The sequence below is a fragment of the Pontibacter mucosus genome, assembly GCF_003054055.1.
GTDB classification, from domain to species: domain Bacteria; phylum Bacteroidota; class Bacteroidia; order Cytophagales; family Hymenobacteraceae; genus Pontibacter; species Pontibacter mucosus.
This window is the reverse complement of record NZ_QBKI01000015.1, coordinates 11,812-32,708: the sequence shown is the minus strand read 5'-3', so window position 1 is coordinate 32,708 and position 20,897 is coordinate 11,812. Positions and strand designations below refer to the sequence as shown.

21 protein-coding genes and 1 tRNA gene are annotated in these 20,897 nt (G+C 53.3%); 10 read left to right on the top strand and 12 right to left on the bottom strand.

The window, feature by feature from the left end; all coding sequences use genetic code 11:
- Positions 1-34 precede the first annotated feature (34 nt).
- Positions 35-886 carry a universal stress protein gene (locus C8N40_RS21305; protein ID WP_108213838.1) on the bottom strand — a complete coding sequence of 284 codons (852 nt, stop codon included), beginning with the start codon at positions 884-886 and terminating at the stop codon, positions 35-37.
- 242 nt (positions 887-1,128) lie between these two features.
- Positions 1,129-2,121, bottom strand: coding sequence for a type I glyceraldehyde-3-phosphate dehydrogenase (gap, locus tag C8N40_RS21300; protein WP_108213837.1), 993 nt, complete (start codon positions 2,119-2,121; stop codon positions 1,129-1,131).
- A gap of 179 nt (positions 2,122-2,300) precedes the next feature.
- Between gap and C8N40_RS21295 the strand changes: the two genes are divergently transcribed.
- Positions 2,301-2,375, top strand: a tRNA-Glu gene (locus tag C8N40_RS21295).
- A gap of 8 nt (positions 2,376-2,383) precedes the next feature.
- Here C8N40_RS21295 and C8N40_RS21290 read toward each other — a convergent pair.
- The 4 genes from C8N40_RS21290 to C8N40_RS21275 all read right to left on the bottom strand — a co-directional run bounded on the left by C8N40_RS21290 (position 2,384) and on the right by C8N40_RS21275 (position 5,419).
- Complete coding sequence (locus C8N40_RS21290) at positions 2,384-3,328, bottom strand: Rossmann-fold NAD(P)-binding domain-containing protein (protein WP_108213836.1); 945 nt, start codon at positions 3,326-3,328, stop codon at positions 2,384-2,386.
- Positions 3,316-4,002, bottom strand: a complete 687-nt coding sequence (locus tag C8N40_RS21285) for a DUF2071 domain-containing protein (RefSeq protein ID WP_108213835.1) — start codon at positions 4,000-4,002, stop codon at positions 3,316-3,318. Before C8N40_RS21285 ends, C8N40_RS21290 begins: the two co-directional genes overlap by 13 nt.
- A gap of 10 nt (positions 4,003-4,012) precedes the next feature.
- A complete protein-coding gene (locus C8N40_RS21280) occupies positions 4,013-4,849 on the bottom strand; it encodes a DCC1-like thiol-disulfide oxidoreductase family protein (RefSeq protein WP_108213834.1) in 837 nt (278 codons plus the stop codon).
- Positions 4,850-4,912: 63 nt separating this feature from the next.
- Positions 4,913-5,419, bottom strand: a complete 507-nt coding sequence (locus tag C8N40_RS21275; protein ID WP_108213833.1) for a GbsR/MarR family transcriptional regulator — start codon at positions 5,417-5,419, stop codon at positions 4,913-4,915.
- 455 nt (positions 5,420-5,874) lie between these two features.
- On the opposite strand from C8N40_RS21275, the gene purL reads away from it, so the two are divergent.
- A complete protein-coding gene (purL, locus tag C8N40_RS21270; protein ID WP_108213832.1) occupies positions 5,875-9,558 on the top strand; it encodes a phosphoribosylformylglycinamidine synthase in 3,684 nt (1,227 codons plus the stop codon).
- A 181-nt stretch (positions 9,559-9,739) separates the two neighbouring features.
- Here the strand turns inward: purL and C8N40_RS21265 are convergent, their stop codons facing one another.
- From C8N40_RS21265 to C8N40_RS21235, 6 genes are all read right to left on the bottom strand, one after another.
- The gene (locus C8N40_RS21265) at positions 9,740-10,795 is read right to left on the bottom strand and encodes an NAD(P)-dependent alcohol dehydrogenase (RefSeq protein WP_108213831.1); all 1,056 of its coding nucleotides are present in this window, start codon (positions 10,793-10,795) and stop codon (positions 9,740-9,742) included.
- 327 nt (positions 10,796-11,122) lie between these two features.
- The gene (locus C8N40_RS21255) at positions 11,123-11,632 is read right to left on the bottom strand and encodes a DUF488 domain-containing protein (protein ID WP_108213829.1); all 510 of its coding nucleotides are present in this window, start codon (positions 11,630-11,632) and stop codon (positions 11,123-11,125) included.
- Between the two features lie 27 nt (positions 11,633-11,659).
- Complete coding sequence (locus C8N40_RS21250) at positions 11,660-11,875, bottom strand: hypervirulence associated TUDOR domain-containing protein (protein WP_245905214.1); 216 nt, start codon at positions 11,873-11,875, stop codon at positions 11,660-11,662.
- A gap of 30 nt (positions 11,876-11,905) precedes the next feature.
- Positions 11,906-12,640: a hypothetical protein gene (locus tag C8N40_RS21245; protein WP_108213828.1), complete on the bottom strand. Its 735-nt coding sequence runs from the start codon at positions 12,638-12,640 to the stop codon at positions 11,906-11,908.
- Positions 12,641-12,725: 85 nt separating this feature from the next.
- Positions 12,726-13,307 carry a Crp/Fnr family transcriptional regulator gene (locus C8N40_RS21240; RefSeq protein ID WP_108213827.1) on the bottom strand — a complete coding sequence of 194 codons (582 nt, stop codon included), beginning with the start codon at positions 13,305-13,307 and terminating at the stop codon, positions 12,726-12,728.
- Between the two features lie 303 nt (positions 13,308-13,610).
- Entirely contained in the window at positions 13,611-14,030 is a 420-nt protein-coding gene (locus C8N40_RS21235) for a tRNA (5-methylaminomethyl-2-thiouridylate)-methyltransferase (protein WP_108213826.1), read from the bottom strand.
- A gap of 120 nt (positions 14,031-14,150) precedes the next feature.
- Here C8N40_RS21235 and C8N40_RS21230 point away from each other — a divergent pair, with 120 nt between their 5' ends.
- From C8N40_RS21230 to C8N40_RS21195, 8 genes are all read left to right on the top strand, one after another.
- Positions 14,151-14,831, top strand: a complete 681-nt coding sequence (locus tag C8N40_RS21230) for an RNA polymerase sigma factor (RefSeq protein WP_092105502.1) — start codon at positions 14,151-14,153, stop codon at positions 14,829-14,831.
- A 7-nt stretch (positions 14,832-14,838) separates the two neighbouring features.
- Positions 14,839-16,671 (top strand): glycoside hydrolase family 15 protein, encoded by a 1,833-nt coding sequence (locus tag C8N40_RS21225; RefSeq protein ID WP_170114178.1) that lies wholly within the window; start codon positions 14,839-14,841, stop codon positions 16,669-16,671.
- On the top strand, positions 16,658-17,131 hold the full coding sequence (locus tag C8N40_RS21220; RefSeq protein WP_108213824.1) for a hypothetical protein: 474 nt from the start codon (positions 16,658-16,660) through the stop codon (positions 17,129-17,131). Before C8N40_RS21225 ends, C8N40_RS21220 begins: the two co-directional genes overlap by 14 nt.
- A gap of 73 nt (positions 17,132-17,204) precedes the next feature.
- Positions 17,205-17,753, top strand: coding sequence for a DUF4142 domain-containing protein (locus tag C8N40_RS21215; RefSeq protein WP_108213823.1), 549 nt, complete (start codon positions 17,205-17,207; stop codon positions 17,751-17,753).
- A complete protein-coding gene (locus C8N40_RS21210) occupies positions 17,750-18,082 on the top strand; it encodes a plastocyanin/azurin family copper-binding protein (RefSeq protein WP_108213822.1) in 333 nt (110 codons plus the stop codon). The genes C8N40_RS21215 and C8N40_RS21210 overlap by 4 nt, the downstream gene beginning before the upstream one ends.
- Positions 18,083-18,116: 34 nt before the next feature.
- On the top strand, positions 18,117-18,974 hold the full coding sequence (locus C8N40_RS21205) for a cyanophycinase (RefSeq protein ID WP_108213821.1): 858 nt from the start codon (positions 18,117-18,119) through the stop codon (positions 18,972-18,974).
- A 153-nt stretch (positions 18,975-19,127) separates the two neighbouring features.
- The gene (locus tag C8N40_RS21200; protein WP_108213820.1) at positions 19,128-19,694 is read left to right on the top strand and encodes an RNA polymerase sigma factor; all 567 of its coding nucleotides are present in this window, start codon (positions 19,128-19,130) and stop codon (positions 19,692-19,694) included.
- On the top strand, positions 19,687-20,880 hold the full coding sequence (locus C8N40_RS21195; protein WP_108213819.1) for a hypothetical protein: 1,194 nt from the start codon (positions 19,687-19,689) through the stop codon (positions 20,878-20,880). The genes C8N40_RS21200 and C8N40_RS21195 overlap by 8 nt, the downstream gene beginning before the upstream one ends.
- The last annotated feature ends 17 nt before the right edge of the window (positions 20,881-20,897 follow it).

The window sequence follows — 20,897 nt, the reverse complement described above, 5'->3', positions numbered from 1 at the left end:
AAGGCATCAGGCTCTACGTATAGTTTTATACTTTCTACTTCAGTTGTACGGTCAGCACCGGTATGCGGGTGTGGTTCACCAGGTCCTCGGCTATACTTCCGCTGAGCAGGTGCGACAGGCCCGTTCTGCCGTGCGTGGCCATCATGATCATGTCGGCGCTGATGTCGTGGGCAAAATGCAGGATGCCATCCTCCTCCATCACATCGTTGTAGATATTGATGGTATAGTTCTCCAGGCCATACTTCTCGGCGGTGTACTGCAGCTTGCTGCGCAGGTTAGAGCTCGACTCAAAAGCGCCCGGCGTGTTGATGTACACCAGGTGCAGGCGCGCACCGAACAGCTGCTGAAACTGCTTAAACTGCTCCATGGCGCCGCGTATCTCGCGCCTGAAGTCAGAGGCCAGCACAATCTCGCGCGGGTTAAAGTCTGCCATGCGGTTCTTCACGGTCAGCACGGGGCATTCGGCGGTGCGCACCACTTTCTCGGTGTTCGAGCCGATCAGGAACTCATCCAGCCCGCTCGAGCCCTTTGATCCCATCACCACCAGATCCACTGCATCCTCTTTTATAGTATTTCTGATTTTGTTGATTGGGCGCTCTACCGTTACCTCCTCCACCACATCCACCCCGTCGCGCGGCACACTGTTCAACATCTCGTTCATCCTGGCTTTTGTTTGCTCCAGCAGGCGCAGCATGTATACCTGTTCCATGCCGTTGGAGCCTACCATGGCATCGCCGGTTACGCTAAAGCCCGGCCCGTAGTAAGGCGCCTCCACTACGTGCAACAGTTTAATGGCAGCACCGGTACGGCGTGCAATCGACACAGCTACCTCGTAGGCGTTGCGGGCTTCTTCCGAAAAATCAGTTGGTACTAAAATCCTTCTCATGTTTGTGCGGTTTAGATGGATGATGTAACGTCAGTAAAGTATGGTATCCGGCGCAGCAGCTACTGAAACAGACACGCTTTCTGTAAGATATATACTTGCCTGTAAAAGTATAGCGTTTAATTAATATAAACCATGATCTTCATCATTATTATACTTTCAAGGCAACTGCATAGTTTGTATTAAATAAAGAAAGGCTGCACCTCAACAGCGCAGCCCCTTCTATACTTTAAAAAAGGTTATACTTAACCGATGCGTGCAATCAGGTCGGCAACGCGGTTAGAGTAGCCAGCCTCGTTATCGTACCAGCCTACCACTTTTACCAGTGTTTCGTTGGCAGAAGTCATCTCGGCGTCGAAAATACAAGAGTGTGTGTTGCCCACGATATCGATAGAAACGATTGGATCCTCTGTGTACTCCAGAATTCCTTTCAGTTCGTTCTCGGCAGCCTTTTTCATGGCCGCATTGATCTCCTCCTTCGTTACCGGTCTTTTCAGGATACAAGTCAGGTCTGTCAGAGAGCCATCCGGAATTGGAACGCGCATCGCTACGCCGTCCAGTTTGCCTTTCAGGTGGGGCAGCACCAGGCCAACAGCCTTGGCAGCACCGGTAGAGGTAGGCACGATAGAGTAAGCGGCAGCGCGGGCGCGGCGCAGGTCTTTGTGCGGACCGTCCTGCAGGTTCTGGTCAGCAGTGTAGGCATGTACTGTCGTGATATATCCTTTTTCAATACCGAAGGCATCGTCCAGTACCTTGGCCATTGGGGCCAGGCAGTTTGTGGTGCAGGAAGCGTTGGAGATGATTCTTTCCTCGCCTGTCAGCACATCCTCGTTTACGCCAAGCACAACTGTCTTAATGTTGCCTTTGGCAGGCGCCGAGATTACTACCTTTCTGGCACCTGCTTCCAGGTGTCCGCCGGCACCGGCTTCATCCACGAAACGGCCAGTAGACTCCAGCACTACGTCTACACCCAGCGTGCCCCATGGCAGGTTCTTGGGGTCGCGCTCCGCTGTGATTTTTATTTCGCTGCCGTTTACGATGATGCCGCTTTCAGAGGCCTCTACCGTACCGTTAAATTTGCCATGCACGGAGTCATACTTCAGCAGGTGTGCCAGTGTTTTGGTATCTGTCAGGTCGTTGATGGCAACTACCTCCACATTCTCCTTCTGAAGCAGCGCCTTAAAGGCAAGTCTGCCGATTCGGCCAAAGCCGTTAATTGCAACTTTAATTTTAGACATGGTATCTAGATATTGAGAGTTATGTTAATGCTGCTAAGTTACGATTTAGGATAGTGTAAAACCAACATTTTTTTCCACCCTGACATCTAACAACTTACACCTGTAAGACAAAAATATTTGCTGCTTGGTTTTGCATATTCAAAAACACCGGCTATATTTGCACCACAATCAGACAGAACGGCCCGTTCGTCTAGGGGTTAGGACGCCAGATTTTCATTCTGGTAACAGGGGTTCGATTCCCCTACGGGCTACCAAAGCCGCTTCAGCCAAAACTGGAGCGGCTTTTTTGTTTTACGTGTTTTCGGTTTACCCTTTCTTCCTTCTCCAACTCTTCCCTCCAAAACATGGCTGTGTCTGCCATTCTCCTGCCCAATACGCATTCACTTATACTATTGTCCGCTGTGTTATCCTGCTGAAGAAGCAGTAGCTGCTCCTTATCCAGTAAAGCCGGAAAAAGCGTGATTACCAATGGTAGCAAGGCATCAAAAAAAGTATGGTGGACAGGTATAACTTTACTACAGGCCGGCACCATCACCAACAGTTGCTGCAGAGTAAAAACACTTGCCCCTCCCACCTCAATGATACCTGCATGGCGGCTTTGCAGGCATAGAAGGGAAATCAGCTCCGCCAGATCTTCTACCATCACGGGCTGCAGCTTTGTATGGAGTAACCTATCAGGGAAAGGCAGTACCCCAAACGACAGCCGGCAAAGTTTTTTCAGCATCTGCAGTTTCCTGCTCAGCATGGTATTGGGGGTACAGACAATAGACGGCCGCACCACTACCACATTGTCATGCTTTAACAGCAGCACGTCGGCCTGCGCCTTTGTATTCAGAAACCTGGAAGGGCTGCCAAGGTCTGCGCCCAGTGCGGACAGTTGTATCAGCCTCGGGTTTCCAAGTAACTCCCGATGCTGCAGCATCAGCTCGGTTAAGCCAATGTGCGCCTGCACAAAATCAAGTGCAGCAGTCTCTTTGATGATGCCAATGCAGTTGATCAGCACATCCACCTTGCCTAGCCTGGCCCACTCATCTGTAAAGGGGTTGAAGGGAAGCAGGTGCTGTGCATAGTTGCTTCCGCCTGGTACTGATGCCATAATTTCAGATCTGACACAGCCTACCACCTGCGCCTGAGGATAGTCCTGCAACAGGCGCTTTAGCACCGGGGTACCCAGTTGGCCGTTGGCTCCGAGCACTACGATACGCATGGCACTACTGGCTTAGGCGGTAACCAATGGTAATGAATGACCTCCCGTACCTGAAAGGCTCCTTCAAAACGGGCTGTCTTAAAGTAGTTGGTCTTAAAGCCCTCGCAGCTTACCCATTCTATTGGCCAGCGCTCGCGCATAATCTGTACCCTGACCAGTTCCCCGTTAATATAGGAGTAAGCCCTGTCCAGCGCCCCCACCATCTCCTGTAGTTCCTGATTTACCTGTGCCGGCGGCTCATCCCGGAGGGTATACGTCAAGTAGCTCTCTCCCTGCCTCAACTCAAAGTCGGTTTCCTTATTTCTGATATTAGCTTTCTCTAACCTATAGTTCGTGAGCAAGCTCCCTCCTTGCACCATTAGCGCCTTATCGGTGAAGGAGCGCATGAAGTATATTCCCTTCGCCGCACCGTTGCTATAGGGTGCATCATCAACCAAAAGCCTGAAGCCGATGTGCTGGTAGTTGAAATGAAGTGGCTTCGGCACAAAGTCGGGCCGCATGTTACGCAACTTCACGTTTACCATAGAGATGAGGGCCCTACCATGGAAGTCGCGCGTTTTCAGGCCTTTTGGCAGGTACGGCAAAACCTCTTCCTTCTCAACCGAGAAGTTGATCAGCCGCACCTGGTGTAGTTCCCCGACATACTCGATGGGCAGTTTCTTTAGCATTTCCATGATACCGGCATTAAAGGTTGAAGTATAATAACCATCCCACTGCTGTTGCCTGAAGCAGCAGGAACCACTGCAGGGTCCACCGCTGATGTAAACCCAGGTACGCTACCCGTTGGTAATGCATGTAGAGCATCAGGCCGCTGCTGCAAACCACGCTAAGTATAGGCAAGGAGTAAAAGAGCACTCCGCTTATAAAGTATAAGATAATGGAAGGGACAAGCACCAGAAGCCCTGCCACCATGATAGTACCCAGATGGCCCACATAATCCAGTGCCTGCTGCCGCTCCAGGCTAAGTGCGGCTAGTATAATTTGCACCACCCACCCCGTGCCGGCAATAAGCAGCAGTTGCACGGCTCCGGCCAGAGGTTCAACACCAAGTGCCCCATGTACGGAGACACCAAACAGCGCTGTCAGGAAAACGGAGATAAGAATGGCTATCGCAATAAAGCTGACCCTGAACTTCGCGGCTAAATCCGGATAGCAGTCGCAGGCGATGGCTTGCTGCCTGGGCGTGGCAATGAAATAGCGGTTAAAAGCCAGTGTTTTGTAAAGGAACCGGAATACCTGGTAGAAGGGCTTGAAGCGAAATAAGGGACGCAGCAGCTTAATCTTATCTGCAAAAACAAAGGACACTCCATCTGCACCGTAGAGGGTCTCCCCTCCCCTGATGTCGATTAGGGCCATTTCGTTGCGGAAACGTTCCGCACTCACTTGCTGCTTTAGCTCCGCATCCAGTGCTGTGTAAGCGATGCACTCCTTTTGCTCCACCAAACCGAGTGCCAGCATCATGTCGCGAAGCCCCACGCATACCTTGCAGTTGCCGTCGTAGATAATCAACTTGTTTTCCATTGCTCAAGTGATTTAGTTTATAGAATTTTCAATAAATATTGAAACATATAAGGCAAAAAAATATCAGCGCATCAATTTCATGAAAGAGCTCAGGAACCAATGCTCATCTGCCCGAAGCATCGTGTTCAGCGTCTTGTCTGCCTTTGTCGACAAATCATGGAGGTTGTTGATGGCCTGCGTAAATGCCTCTGCATCCCTATCCCCTTTCTTTCCCTCTACCTGCTTCAGTTCTTCCAGTATGCGCAACATCGGCTCTAGTTCACGTTTGCGGCGCTCCCGAATCACCTGTTTGGCAACTTTCCACATATCCTTCTCAGCAACGAAATACTCCTTCCGCTCCCCTGGCCTTAGCTCCTTGCTAATCAACCCCCAATCCATCAGGGCGCGCAGGTTCATGTTCGCGTTGCCCCTTGACACGCTCAGCTCCTGCATCACATCTTCGGTGCTCAGGGAGGTCGGGGAAATCAGCAGCAGGGCATGCACTTGTGCCATGGTGCGGTTAATGCCCCAGCTCGACCCCAAAGTACCCCAGGCCTGTATGAACTTCTCTTTTCCTTCTTCCAGTTGCATGCTCAAATGTAGTGTTATTTTTTATACTTTCAATACTTATTGAAAGTTTTATAAAATTCAACATTTAGTTTAAAGCAGCTTCTCTTCGCAATAAATAATCATAAACAGTAACCTGGCTCTGAGGGAATGATTTAATAATTCCAGACTCTGGTCTACAAAAACAGCTTCAGGTAAAACCGGAGCGGCTTATTTATCTGGTTCGGGACTTGGCCGGTATTTTATACTTTAACTGCCGGAGCTAAAACGCCAGCAAGGTGCTAACGGCAGATTTTAGCGCCTACTGGAACGCCTCTCCGGAATTAAATCCGGTGTTCTCAGGTTGATATAAGAAATAGTCTGGCCAATCCGGCTTTCCTGCTTATGCTGAAATGGATGCGAAAAATGCCTTTCCTGCTCGCCACCTTTCCTATTTTTAAAATTTAAAACCTAACTTAGTGCCTTGAAACAAAATAAGCATGCTTCACTTCTTTTATAGTCAGCCTAACACAGTTTACGCCCTGCAATCTGAGGGGCAACTGAGCTCTACAGACATTCCGAAACTCGAATGGCTTTTTGGCAACGCCACCTTAAAGCAAGAAACAGCCCTGAGCGGTTATTTTGTTGGTCCGCGCGCCGCCATGATTACCCCCTGGAGCACCAATGCCGTGGAAATCACCCAGAACATGGGCATTCAGGGAATCATCCGGATTGAGGAGTTTAAAATTGTAGAAGAAGATTTCACGGACTTCGACCCGATGCTTTCCCAAAAGTATAAGGGGCTGAACCAGGATATCTATACTATCCATATCGAGCCGGAGCCTGTGCTGCCGGTAACGGATATTGCCACCTACAACAAGCAGGAAGGACTATCGCTCAGCGAGGAAGAAGTGGAGTACCTGAACAAGCTTTCTGAAAGATTGGGCAGACCGCTAACCGACTCTGAAGTATTCGGTTTTTCACAGGTTAACTCGGAGCACTGCCGCCACAAAATCTTTAATGGCAAGTTTGTCATCGACGGCGTGGAGAAACCCACTTCGCTCTTCAAGTTAATCCGCAAAACATCGGAGGCAAACCCGAACGGTATCGTTTCTGCCTACAAAGACAACGTGGCATTTGTGAAAGGACCCGTTGTGCAGCAGTTCGCCCCTAAGCGCGCCGATGTGCCTGACTTCTATCAGGTAAGCGAATTTGAATCGGTTATTTCTATCAAAGCAGAGACACACAACTTCCCGACGACAGTAGAGCCCTTCAATGGTGCCGCCACTGGCTCCGGAGGTGAGATTAGAGACAGGCTGGCCGGTGGCCAGGGAGCGCTTCCATTGGCCGGGACAGCTGTTTACATGACGGCTCTCTCGCGCCTGGAGAAGGACCGCCCTTGGGAGAAGGCAACGCAGGAAAGAGAGTGGCTCTACCAAACCCCGATGGATATCCTGATAAAGGCCTCTAACGGTGCTACGGATTTTGGAAACAAGTTCGGGCAGCCGCTTATCACTGGTTCTGTTTTAACGTTCGAGCACGACGAGAAGTCTGATGAGATGGAGGCCCCTAGGAAACTAGGCTACGACAAAGTGATCATGCTGGCCGGTGGCATTGGCTACGGCAAAGCGAGTCAGGCGCAAAAAGGGCATCCGAAACCTGGCGATAAAATTGTTATTCTGGGTGGTGAGAACTACCGCATCGGCATGGGCGGAGCTGCCGTATCCTCAGCCGACACCGGCGAGCACGGCACCGGTATTGAGCTGAACGCCATCCAGCGCTCTAACCCTGAGATGCAGAAACGCGCTGCTAATGCTATCCGTGGCATGGTGGAGAGCGAGCACAACGCAATTGTTTCCATCCACGACCACGGCGCCGGCGGCCACTTAAACTGCCTTTCTGAACTGGTGGAAGAAACCGGTGGTAAAATAGATCTTGACAAACTGCCTGTCGGCGACCCTACCCTTTCTGCCAAAGAAATCATTGGAAACGAGTCGCAGGAACGCATGGGCCTGGTAATAGGCGAAAAAGACATTGCCACCCTGCAAAAGATAGCGGAACGCGAGCGCGCCCCTATGTACACGGTGGGTGAGGTTACCGGAGACCACCGCTTTACCTTCGAATCAGCCTCTACCGGCGAAAAGCCGATGGACCTGGAGCTAAGCGACATGTTCGGCAGTTCGCCCAAAATGGTGATGACCGACCAGACAATTGAAAGAACGTACCAGCCTGTAACTTACGATAAAGACCAGCTGCATACCTACTTAGAGCAGGTGCTGCAACTGGAGGCCGTGGCCTGTAAAGATTGGCTCACCAATAAAGTAGACCGCTGCGTGGGTGGCCGTGTGGCCAAGCAGCAGTGCGCTGGCCCGCTGCAATTGCCGCTCAACAACTGCGGTGTGATGGCGCTGGACTTCCAGGGCAAAGAGGGCATCGCAACCTCTATTGGCCACTCCCCTATTTCAGCGCTGATTAATCCGGCCGCTGGTAGCCGCAACGCTATTGGCGAGTCTCTGTCTAACATCGTGTGGGCTCCGCTTAAGGATGGCCTGAAGAGCGTGTCGCTTTCTGCCAACTGGATGTGGGCCTCCAAGAACGAGGGAGAAGACGCCCGTCTATACCAGGCGGTGGAAGCCTGTTCGGACTTTGCCATTGCCCTGGGCATTAACATCCCGACCGGCAAAGACTCGCTTTCGATGAAGCAGAAGTATAAGGACGAGGAGGTTATCGCACCGGGTACCGTGATTATTTCTGCGGCAGGAAACTGCAGCAACGTGCGGCAGGTGGTGGAGCCGGTGCTGCAGCGCGACGGTGGCAACATTTACTACATCAACCTATCCAACGATGCCTATAAATTAGGCGGATCTTCTTTTGCGCAGATCGTCAACAAAATTGGCAACGAAACGCCGGATGTTACAGATGCCGAGCTGTTCAGCAAGGCATTCGATACGCTGCAAGGCTTGATCAAAGAAGGAAAAATAGCAGCAGGCCACGATATTGGCAGCGGCGGCTTGATAACCACCCTGCTGGAAATGTGCTTTGCCGACAATAACCTAGGTGCTACCATCGATCTGACTTCACTGGGCGAGGAGGACAGCGTGAAAGTACTGTTCGCTGAAAATATTGGCGTGGTATTCCAGGCCTCGGCAGACGTAGAGGTTACCTTGAATGCGAATGGCGTTCCTTTCCACAAGATAGGCACAAGCACAAACGCTGCCACCCTGGAGCTGAAAAACGGTGTGGATGCTTACAGCTTCGATATTGCTCAGCTGCGTGATACCTGGTTTAAGACTTCGTACCTGCTGGACATCAAGCAAAGCGGACCGGTAAGTGCCAAAGAGCGTTTCGACAATTATAAGAAGCACGAACTGAAGTATAAATTCCCGGCTAGCTTCGACGGCAAGAAGCCTGTTTTAGATCCTTCTAAGCCAAGAATAAAGGCAGCCATCATCCGTGAGAAAGGAAGTAACTCCGAGCGCGAGATGGCGAACGCCATGTACTTGGCTGGCTTCGACGTGAAGGACGTGCACATGACGGACCTGATTTCCGGAAGAGAAACGCTGGAAGACATTCGCTTCATCGGTGCAGTGGGCGGTTTCTCTAACTCCGACGTACTTGGTTCGGCCAAAGGATGGGCCGGTGCCTTTATGTACAACGAGAAAGCCAAAACAGCCATTGAGAACTTCTTTAACCGGGAAGACACGCTTTCGGTAGGTATTTGCAACGGCTGTCAGCTGTTCGTGGAGCTAGGTTTCATTACCATGGGCCATGAGCAAAAGGCACAAATGCTGCATAACACCAGCCAGAAACACGAAAGTATCTTTACCTCGCTGACGATTCAGGAAAACAAATCCGTGATGCTTTCCAGCCTGGCAGGAAGTACACTGGGTGTTTGGGTATCGCACGGGGAAGGCCGTTTTAGCCTGCCACACACCGAGGATAAGTACCAGATCGTGTCTAAGTACGCCTACGATACCTATCCTGCCTGCCCAAATGGTTCGGACTACAACACCGCCATGATCTGCGACGAAACAGGACGCCACCTGGTGATGATGCCGCACATCGAGCGCTCGCTCCTGCAGTGGCAGTGGGCGCATTACCCGAAAGGCCGCTACGATGAAGTGTCGCCTTGGATGGAGGCTTTCGTGAATGCCAGAAAGTGGCTGGAGGAAAATGGAAACTAAGGAGGTACGGGCATATCTTCTGACCTGAATTCTCTATAGTATAAACAAGTATAAACAAAGACCTCCTGCTGTAGCTACGGCAGGAGGTCTTCTATTTTAAGCCATTGTCTTTTCACGTTTTCAGGTAGCGGGTATAAGTGAAGTATAAACTCTCAGCCACCTATACCATCTGACTTTATACCTACTGCTTCAGCGAAGTCATGTCAATAACGAAACGGTACTTCACATCCCCTTTCAGCAAACGTTCATAGGCTTCGTTGATCCGCTGAATGCTAATCAGCTCTATATCTGACACGATGTTGTGTTTGCCACAGAAGTCCAGCATTTCCTGCGTCTCAGCGATGCCGCCAATCAAAGACCCGGAAAAGCTTCTTCGGGCCGGGATGAGGCTGAAGGCCGCCACCGGAAGCGGGAATTCCGGTGCCCCAACCAAAGCCAGGGTTCCGTCCACCCGTAACAGGTTCAGGTAAGCGTTGATGTCGTGCTGGGCGGAAACGGCATCCAGGACGAAGTGCAGCTTTCCGGCGTAACGCTGCATTTGGGCCTCGTCCTTGGAGAGCACCACATCATCAGCACCAAGCCGCTTAGCGTCTTCTACTTTCGAAGGGGAAGTGGTAAATACAATCACATCGGCGCCCATCGCCTTGGCAATTTTAACCGCCATGTGCCCCAGGCCGCCAAGCCCAACCACGCCTACTTTCTGACCAGGCCCTACGTGCCAGTGTTTCAGGGGCGAGTACGTCGTGATGCCCGCGCACAGCAATGGCGCCACAGCTGGCAGATCAAGGTTTTCAGGAACACGTAACACAAAATCCTCGTCTACCACAATGCTCTCAGAGTACCCGCCGTAGGTCTGCGTGCCCAGGTGTTTATCGGGTGAGTTGTAGGTCTGGATGTTTCCTTTCTCGCAGTATTGCTCCAGATCTTCTCTGCAGTACTGGCACTCGCGGCAGCTGTCCACCATACAGCCTACTCCCACCAGGTCGTCTACCTTATACTTGGTAACATGCTCGCCGACACGTATGACCCTGCCGACGATCTCATGGCCCGGTACGCAGGGATAGACGGTTCCGTGCCATTCGTTTCGTGCCGTGTGAAGGTCGGAGTGGCAAACCCCGCAATACTGAATGTCAATCTCCACGTCATGCGGCGTAGGTTTTCTGCGGTTGATGTTTAGCTGATTTAACGGCGCTTCGGCTGCCGTTGTGCCAAATGCTTTGATGTTTTTTACTTCCATAGTTGGTTTTTTTATACTTATACAAGCGCTTTGTGCCAGCACTTATCCTTTTACTGAAAAACTTATTTAACAGCCATACTACTTTCGGCAGCAGGCTCTTCTTTTTTCAGATGATCGGTAAAGCATGTCAACAACTTATCGGAAGAGATTGCCCGAACGCTGCCATACAGGTCCTCGCAACCGGCAGCGGGAGCCAAACCTAGATAGATGGTTACCAAGGCCTTAAGGTAATTATAGTATAAATAGGGAGCAAAGTATAAGTATAAGTATAGGTATAAGTATAGGTATAAAGCTGATTTATGCAAGCTTCATACTTATACTTTGCTCTCAGGAATGCACTTTCAGATAGGCCGAAGTATAGGGGTGCTCCGTGGCGACTTCTTCTTTTAGGATGTGCATCACGCGCCAGTTTCGCTCCTTCAGGTAATCGGAGATAATGGCCCTGTGACAGCGCCACCACACAGCTTCTGAGCACATGTAGGCCGTTTTTTTCCGGGTAGCCACTTCTGTTAGCCGCGCGATGCCTGCGGCATATTCCGCTGTTTCGGCATAGTCTGCATAGCCCCGGAAAGATTCGCTTCGCCACACGGTGTTGGTAGAGTCGGGACGGGGTTTGCGCCGGCCGCCGAGTTCTGTGAAAGGCATGTAATCGATGCCGGCTTCGGGCAGAAGGGCTTGCAGTGCCTCCACATTAAAATGCGGATACTTTCTGGATCCCGGGTACCGACGCACATCTGCCAACACTTCTATCCCGAAGGAACGCAGGGCAGCTACGAATTCTTCCGGGCTGCGGGTAGAGTGCCCGAAAGTCCAGATGGTAGGGCTTTTTGCTGTCATATCAGGTGGCGGACCGTAGCGCTGCTCTTACTTAGTTTTAGAAAGGGCTGTGCCTTTATGGGCGGCGATGTGGTCCGTTTTATCGCTTTTAATTTCGTACTGGGGCTCCTCCTGGCTGGCGCGGTGTCGGTGACCTTTGTAGTCGAAGTCGGACGTATGCACTTTGATAATCGTACCTGACACGTAGCCAGCTTCGGAGTTCCAGCGCACGTGGTCGCCTTTCTTGAATTTCTGCTTCATCATACCAATCCTGGAGGAACATCTGTTACATATTTAAGCAGAACGTAAAAACGGGCTTCTGGATTTATCAATTCCCTTTCCGGCTGCCTTGCCTTTGTAAGCCAGCAGTTGCTTAATGGTAGCCAGGTGCGAGAAAAACACTACCGGCACGATATAACAAGGCAACCATACGAATGGAAAGTATAACAAAGCTACATTGGGTTGCTGGAAGGCGAATTGCTGAAAGGGCGAGGGAATGGAGAGAATTCCGTTTGCGACAATGTTTAGCAAGAGCCCCAGGCAAATGAAGTTCCAGGCCAGCAGAAAGCCTCTGGGCACGCCGCTGTTCCTACGGTAGCCAAAATAGTAAACAAGCGGCGCAGACAGGCCCGCCAGAATATCGAAGTTCCGGCCTTCGAAGGTCATCAGTTCCGGCACCACTCCCCCCAGAAACAACCAGAAAAGCACCACCTCTACCGGTACCCGCACCAGGTGCAGCAAGGTTAATGCGCCGGTGTCCAGTCCGCTGATAAATTGCCTGCCCCTGCTGGTGGCAAACAGAATGGCGATGAGGAGAAGGGGCGGCAGAATCAACAGCAGCATCCTGGGAGGAAGCGTGTTGGTTACAGTATAGAACCCCGTCAGGGCCAGGCCACCCTGGGCGACAAGCCAGGCTAAGCTAAGAGCCAGCACATACTTGGATCGGTGTGCTGCCCTGAAAAACAGCCAGACTGCCAGTAAAGCAGTGAGCGCGAAAACAACTGAGACATAGAGCGGTAAGTTTTCCATAGCATTATTAAGTAATGGTGACGATGCAAAGGAAGAACAGCCTGCCAACATTCCACTTGCCAAATGACAAGAAACTGTGAACCAGCTACTTTTTTAAAAATTCTTTTCTGATGCGGCTCAGGGAGCTATCGGTTATACCTAAGTATGAGGCAATGTGCCGGAGTTGGGCAAAATGAAAAAGCTCTGGTTTGGTTTCCAGAAGATGGGCATAGCGTTCTTCCGCTGTTTCTGTAATCGTTGACAGCATTCTGTCTTTCAGGGCGGCATATCCCTTCACCAACACCGACCTGCCAAACTCCCGAAACGCCGGTATAGTATGAAACAGGTGGTTTAACTGCTCAAAGGTCAGGCACCAGCCCACGCAGTCGGATAGTGCCTGGATGTTTTCCTTGGAGGGCACTCTGTTGAAGAAGGAAGAAACTTCAAACACCGCCTGGTTCTTCGTAAAAAAGCCGGTTGTCACCTCGTTGCCCTCCGTGTCATAGGCAAAAGCCCGCATCGCTCCTTCTTCCAGAAGCAGGTACCCCTGGCTTACCCTCCCCTCCTTCAGAAAAAAGTCATGTTTCGCGAACTCCTTTCGTGTAAAGTGGGTAGCGATCTCACCTGCCTCCCGCTGGCCTACGTGGCCGGAGCTCTGGAGAAATAACGGCAGCCGATCGTGCATCATAGAACCTGCTATACTTTATGGGGAGGACAAACGCCAAATGCCCGTGTCTATACTTTCAGACCGGGTAAAAGTATAGACACGGGCATTTGCTATAAACCGGTTAAAGTTATTTAAAACAAGTTGCCTGGCCCAGTAACCTGAAACTGCTTGGGGTGCCTATACTTCCTGTTGAACAGTACGTTGTACGTAAGTTCTCTTAGGAACGGACACCGCTCCGGGCTGCCTTCCCACACAGCGTCATTTGAAAATAAACTCCCGAACTCCTGGATATCAGGAAACCTTCAAGCCCGTGCTGCCGCACTGCTACGCCTTATCGTCGGGCAAGAGCAAGTATAGGGTAAACGCGCCGATGGCCATCACCAGGTCGCGCACGGCCACGTCAAAATACTCGCCGGTGAGCAGCAGGTTCAGGGCAATGCCCACCAGCCACAGGCTCACGACCAGCGCCCCGATTTTTGGTTTTATAAACACAAGCACGCCGGCCACAATCTCAATGATGCCTACCATGCTCATGAAGGTGCCTGGGCTGAAGGGCAGGATGTCCGCCACCACCGGCGCCAGGTACTTGTTCCAGTCGGTGAGCAGGTGCGTGAACTTGTCCAGGCCCGCTATGATGGGCACCAGGCCGTAGGTATACTTGAGTAGGTTGGTGGCGGTGGCCACGCGGTCGTACGCGGGGCGTTCCGCCCTGTGCGCACTGGTTGTTGATGCAAATGTTCCCATGGTTTATCCTCCTTTAAGTTTAAATCCTGATGGTTAGATGAAATCCCGGCAAAAACGTTACAAAATATTGTAACGCATTGGCAAACAGCGCATCTAACTCACAAAACCATCCTTTCAATCATGAAGCAAACCACAGTAGCCGAAAATACAGCCCTCCCGGATGCAGCGGTCATCGAGCGGGTACTTGCCGGGGAAGTATCGCTGTATGAACTTCTGATGCGGCGGCACAACCAGAAGCTCTACCGCGTAATCCGGAGCTACCTTAAACAGGAGCAGGAGGTGGAGGATACCATGCAGGACACCTACCTGAAGGCTTTTGAGAAGCTCCACCAGTTCCGCAGCGATTCCCTGTTCTCCACCTGGCTCATCCGGATCGGGATAAACAATGCCTTGGCACGGCTGCGCGAGCAGAAAAGGCTCTCGCCCCATTCGCTTCTGGTAGACCAGCCAGAGGATTTTTCACACCTGTTAAACCAGACCAACCCTATGAACCCCGAGCAACTCGCGATACGGCAGGAAGTAAAGCAACTACTGGAAAAAGCCATCGACAACATCCCCGAAAAGTATAGAATTGTGTACACGCTGCGCGAGGTAGAAGACATGCCGGTACAGGAGATCAGCCAGTGCCTGGACCTGTCGGAAAGCAACGTGAAAGTACGGCTGCACCGCGCCAAAGCGCACTTAAAAGAAAGCCTGTTTAAGCTGTCGGTGAGCCAGGATGTGTTTGAATTTGGCAACAAGCGCTGCGATGCCCTGGTGGCACGGGTGCTGCAGGCGCTCCCCCACGATAAGCAAGTATAAACCTGCCATGGCCCTGCCCCTGTCGGACTACGCATTGATAGGCAACGCCCGCGCTGCTGCCCTGGTCAGCAACACGGGCGCCATAGACTGGTGTTGCCTGCCGGAGTTCAACTCGCCCGCCATTTTTGCCGCCCTGTTGGATGGGGAACGCGGAGGCTACTTCAGCATACGCCCTGTAGGAAAGTATACTTCCCGGCAACGCTACCTGGAGGGCACCAACGTAGTAGAGACGGTTTTCGAGACGGCCGATGGCCAGGCACGGCTGCTGGATGCCTTCGTTGTGCAGTCGGAGGAGGATAAAGGCCGCGCGCTTTTCCCTGACCATGAGCTGCTGCGCGTGGTGGAGGCCATTTCCGGAAGTATAACCTTCCAGCTGGAGTATATGCCCCGGACCTACTACGGCAAAAACACACCGCGCCTGCAGGATAGGAAGCAGCTGGGCGTCCACTTTGCCTGGCACGAAAACATCTATACCTTGCTCAGCACCCTGGAGCCCGGTCAGCTTAGGGTAACTGAAAGTATGGCCACCGCAGAATTTACGGTGGAGCCCGGCACGCAGGCTATCTTTTCGCTCAGCTACTCCAGCCAAAGCCCCGCCGTGCTACCCGAGCTAAGGGAAACCGGCTTTCAGCGGATGCTGCAAAGTATAAACTACTGGCAGAACTGGAGCAGCCGGTGCCGCTACGAGGGGCTGTACAAGGAAGAAGTGAAGCGCAGCGTGCTGGCCCTCAAGCTGCTCACGCATGCCCCCTCCGGTGCCATCGTCGCGGCCCCCACCACCTCCCTGCCCGAGGAGCCGGGTGGGGAGCGAAACTGGGATTACCGCTACTGCTGGATCCGCGACGCCTCCTTTACCGTGAGGGTGCTGGTAAAACTGGGCTACACCGAGGAAGCACACGCCTACATGAACTGGATTTTGCACGCCACGCGCCTCACCCGGCCCAAGCTGCAGGTAGTATACTCGGTGTTCGGTCACGCCTCCCTGAAAGAGAAAGTACTGGGTTGGCTCTCAGGCTACCAGAACTCCACCCCTGTCCGGATTGGCAACGGGGCGGACAAGCAATTCCAGCTCGATGTGTACGGCGAGGTGCTCGATGCCGTGCATGCCTATGCGCCCCTGGTGGAAACCTTCGACCGCGACACCCGTCATTTCCTGCTGGGCTTGGGCCAAATTATCTGCCGCAGCTGGCAGCAACCCGACAACGGCATCTGGGAAATACGCGCCGACATGGCCCACCACACCCACTCGAAAGTAATGGCCTGGGTAGGCCTGGACCGCTTGCTAAAGCTCGCCCGAAAGTATAAATGGGAAGATGCGCCGGTGCAGAAGTTCAGCGAAACGAAAGACCGCATCCGGGAAAGTATAGAGGAAGCCGGGTATAACCAGGAACTGCATACCTATACTAGAGCCTTCCATGGAAACGACGTGGATGCCAGCCTGCTAACCCTGCCCCTGGTAGGCTACTGCCCGGCCTCGGCTGAACGCATGCGTTCCACCACCAAAGCGATTTGCCAACAGCTGCTGAAGCACAAACTGCTTTACCGTTACCGTGGCGTAACAGACGGCCTGGAGGGCGGTGAGGGCGCTTTCGGCATCTGCAACTTCTGGCTCGTGGAAGTACTGGCCCGGTCCGGTGAGCCCGAAAAAGCCAGGGAGCTATTCGATACCATGCTCGCCCACGCCAGCCCCGCCGGGCTGCTGTCTGAGGAAATGGACCCTGAAACCGGGGCGCTGCTGGGCAACTACCCGCAGGGCTTCACGCACATTGGCCTTATCAACGCGGCACTTGCCCTGAATGAAGTATACCAGCAACAGGAACAGCCCTATGCATACAAGTGATCTATTATTATGGGGCTTCGCGGCCACGCTTATACTGACGGTGCTGATGGCCGCCTCCCGGCCGCTGGGCCTTACGCGCATGGATTTGCCCTTTTTGCTGGGCACTTTTTTCACCCCGAACCGCAACAAGGCCCCCCTGCTCGGTTTTGCGGTACACCTGGTCATGGGCTGGCTTTTTGCCTTTATCTATGGGGCTGCCTTCGAGAGCAGCCAGTTGAACACCTGGTGGTTTGGGATGGCCGTAGGCTTTGTGCACGGTGCTTTTGTGCTCACGGTTGGCCTGCAACTTTTAACCACCCTGCACCCCCGCGTGGCCAGCCCCTACCAGGGGCCGACTCCCACGCGCCAGCTGGAGCCGCCGGGCTTCCTGGCCCTGAACTATGGCCGCGGCACCCCGCTGGTCACGTTGCTGGCCCACCTGGTTTATGGCGGTGTGCTGGGACTGTTCTATGGCGGCTGAAAACATACTCCACCGTTTTTGTAACGACCTGGCGAAATCTGTCTCTAATGTATAAACCAAACTATTTACAACTATGAAAGCAGTCAGTTCAACAACGCTTTGGGCCACGGGTATACTTTTATTCGTTGCCCTGCTCGCGGCACCTGCCTCCGCGCAGGAAAGCCCCAAGTTATCGGACGCCGAAGTAGCCTCGGTAGCCGTTATCGCCAACCAGATCGACATCGATCAGGCCCGACTGGCGCAGGAACGGTCTGAGAACGAGGCTGTGCTGCAGTTTGCCCAAACCATGATAAATGACCACGAAGCGGTGATTAAGCAGGCCACAGACCTGGTGCAGAAGCTGGGCGTAACCCCACAGGAGAACGCCGTAGGCAAGCAACTGCAGGACGACGCAGCTAAAACAGCCAAGATGCTCAAGACTAAATCCGGCGCCGCTTTCGACAAAGCCTATGTCGAGAACGAGGTGGCGTACCATCAGGCGGTTATTTCGGCTGTGGAAGACCTGCTGATACCGGAGTCGGAGAACGAGGAGCTGCGCGGCCTGCTGGAAAGTATCGTTCCGGCGCTGCAAACCCACCTGGAGCACGCCCAGATGCTGCAAAATCAACTCAACGAAAAATGAAATCCCTGAAACTGCTACCGGTTGACCTGTCGCTGCTGGGGCTGATGCTGCTCTGCACGACATTTGCGCCCCTGCCCAAGCCAAAGGTACACACCATCGAGATCAGCCAGATGCAGTTCAAGCCCGCTACCCTGGTGGTCAGCGCCGGCGATACCCTTGTGTTTGTAAACAGGGACATGGTGTCTCACAACGCCACCGAGCAATCCGGAACGTCCTGGAAGTCGCCCACCCTGGCTTCCGGCGACAGCTGGCGCATGGCCATCACCAAAAGCGCTGCCTATTACTGCAGCTTCCATCCCACCATGAAAGGTGAGGTGAAGGTGGAGTAAGAAAAAGCGTATAAGTGTATAAAAGCCCCAAAGTATGAAATCACCCAAAGGAAGGATTGTGGCCATCGGCGGCAACGAGGACAAAGGCATCGCCCCTTCTCCGGAAGCCGTGGAACTCAAACAACCCTCGCACTTTTTCAACCAGGGCATCCTCAAGCGCATCCACGACGAGCTCTACGGCCCCGGCACCCGCATCGAGGTTATCACCACGGCCACCCGCTTTCCCGAGGAGGTGGGCAACGTATACACCGATGCCTTTCTGAAACTGGGCTGCGACAACGTGGGCATCCTGCCCCTTCAGGACCGGGAAGACACCGTCCGCCCCGACTACCTGGAACGTCTCCGGAAAACGGACTGCATCATGTTCAGTGGCGGCGACCAGAGCCGTTTGCCCCACGTGCTACTCGGCACGAAAGCACTGCAAATCATCAGAAACCGCTACGAACAGGAGGAGATGTTCCTGATTTCGGGCACCAGCGCCGGGGCCATGGCTTTGTCGGGCCTGATGATAAACGGCTCGCTGGAAAGAGACCCGCTGCTGAAGGGAACCGTGGAGCTCCGGCAGGGGCTGGGCCTGCTGCAGCAAATCATCATCGACACGCACTTTGTCAACCGCCGTCGCATCCCGCGCCTCATCGAGGCCGTGGCCTCCACCACCTCCCACATCGGCATAGGCCTGGGCGAAGACACGGGTATCCTGATCCGGCAGAACAGCTGCATCGAAACAATCGGCTCCGGGCTTGTCATCATCATCGACGGGCGGCAGGTGCTGCGAAACAACTATCAAAAGGCGAAAGCAGAGGAGGCACTTTGCATCGAGAACCTTATCCTACACGTCTTGCCAAAAGGGCAATCATACCACCTGGCCTCCGGCGAGTTTAGTAATTGCTGAGCCTGCCATGCAGGTCGTTTGCCATTGGCAGCAAGTATAAATGTATAGGATCACCCCGTGCAGCAAAGTATAAACCAGCTGCTAAAATATTTTTTCGGGCCAAGGCAACCGTAGCGGCATTTCGTCCGTGATGGGAGCGCAAATTCTGGAACAGTGAGCGAGACAGAAGGCAAAGAGTTGGACCAAATGCTTCGGGGGTGCCTGAAACAGGACCGGGAAGCACAGAGAAAGCTGTACAAGCATTTCTTCGGCTACGCTTTGAGCATCTGCGCCCGCTACTCCCAGAACCTGGAGGAGGCAAAGGAAGTGCTGAACGACGGCTTTATGAAGGTATTCACCCGGCTGAGACAGTACGACCCGCACAAGCCCTTTAAGCTGTGGCTGCGGCGGATTATGATAAACACCGCGCTGGATAACTACCGCCACAACCTCCGGACATACCACCTCCAGAACCTTGAAACGGCAGAGCCGGAGGCAGACCCTTACGATGTAGTGCAGCAGATCAACTACGAGTACCTGATCTCGCTGGTGCAAAGGCTTTCGCCAGCTTACCGGGCGGTGTTTAACCTGTTCGTGTTAGACGGCTATAACCATGAGGAAATCTCCCGGATGCTCAGCATCTCGGTCGGGACCTCCAAATCGAACCTTGCCAAGGCCAGGGCTAACCTACGGGAGGCGCTAAAAAAAAGCAGGATAGAAGAGTATAAGCAATATGTCTGACGAAGAACTTGACAACCTGTTCAGAAGATCAGCCGAGGGCTACGAGCCTCCTTTTGACCCGGAAGCCTGGAAGGCCATGGACCGCAGGCTGGATGGAAAGGCCGGTATGGGGGCTGGCCTCAGGCGTTGGCTAACGGTGTTGTTGCTCGGCCTTCTACTTGGCGTGGTAACCGTTTGGCAACTGACAGAAATGGCTGCCCCCACAGCGGAGCTGAAACCTGGCACAGCAACAAAAGAACAAGCGCTGATTACACCACCAACTGAGCTGCCGGGGCGGGGGGATGCCGGAGCACGAATAGCTTCACCCGAATCCAGGCTACCTGCATCCCCCCGCTCCTTTACCCCGGCGGCACCCGCCTCCCCACAGCGCAGCATTTCGGCTGCGCCTGGCCCTGCATCGCCTAAAGCCAACCTGGCAGAGCCCCTGAAAAGCACTTCCCCGGTGATAGCGGCCACAGCGCCGACTATAGAAAAGTATAGCCTTGAAAGCAGCGCCGCCCCCCTGGTCATAAAGTATAAGCCGGCGGCAACTACACCCGACTCCACCACACAGCCAGCAGAGGTTGAGCAAGATGAACTGCCCCGTGAGAAGGTGTTTCTGCGGAATATTACCCTGGCCCTGGTGGTAGCACCGGACTTCACCACTGTCAGGTTCAAAAATGCCGATGCGGTAAGTATGAACGCCGGACTGCTGGTCAGCCTGCCGCTTACCGAGCGCCTGAGCCTGGTAACCGGGGCGGTAAATGCCACCAAGCGCTACAACACCAACGCCCGGGAATACGAGCCCTACGCCGGTTTCTGGGACGGACGCCACACGCCTGATGCCATTGTGGCCAAATGCCAGGTGCTCGACATCCCCCTGAACCTGCAGTACATGGTACTGGCGCGCGGCAAACACGCGGTTTCGGTGCAGGCGGGGCTCTCCAGCTACCTCATGCTGAACGAGAAGTATACCTACCGCTACGGCGGGCCTCGCCCCTACACCCGGGATTTGGAAGTGAAAAACGAGAACAAACACTGGTTTGGGGTGCAGAACCTCTCGGTAGGCTACACGCACCAGCTGAGTCCTGCCTTCAGTGTCGGGGCAGAGCCCTTTGCCAAGATCCCACTTGCCGATATCGGGGCGGGACGCGTGAAACTGACAAGTGCGGGGATACTTTTTAAGGCAGGCTATACTTTAAGGTAAATCTCGGCCACTAATAC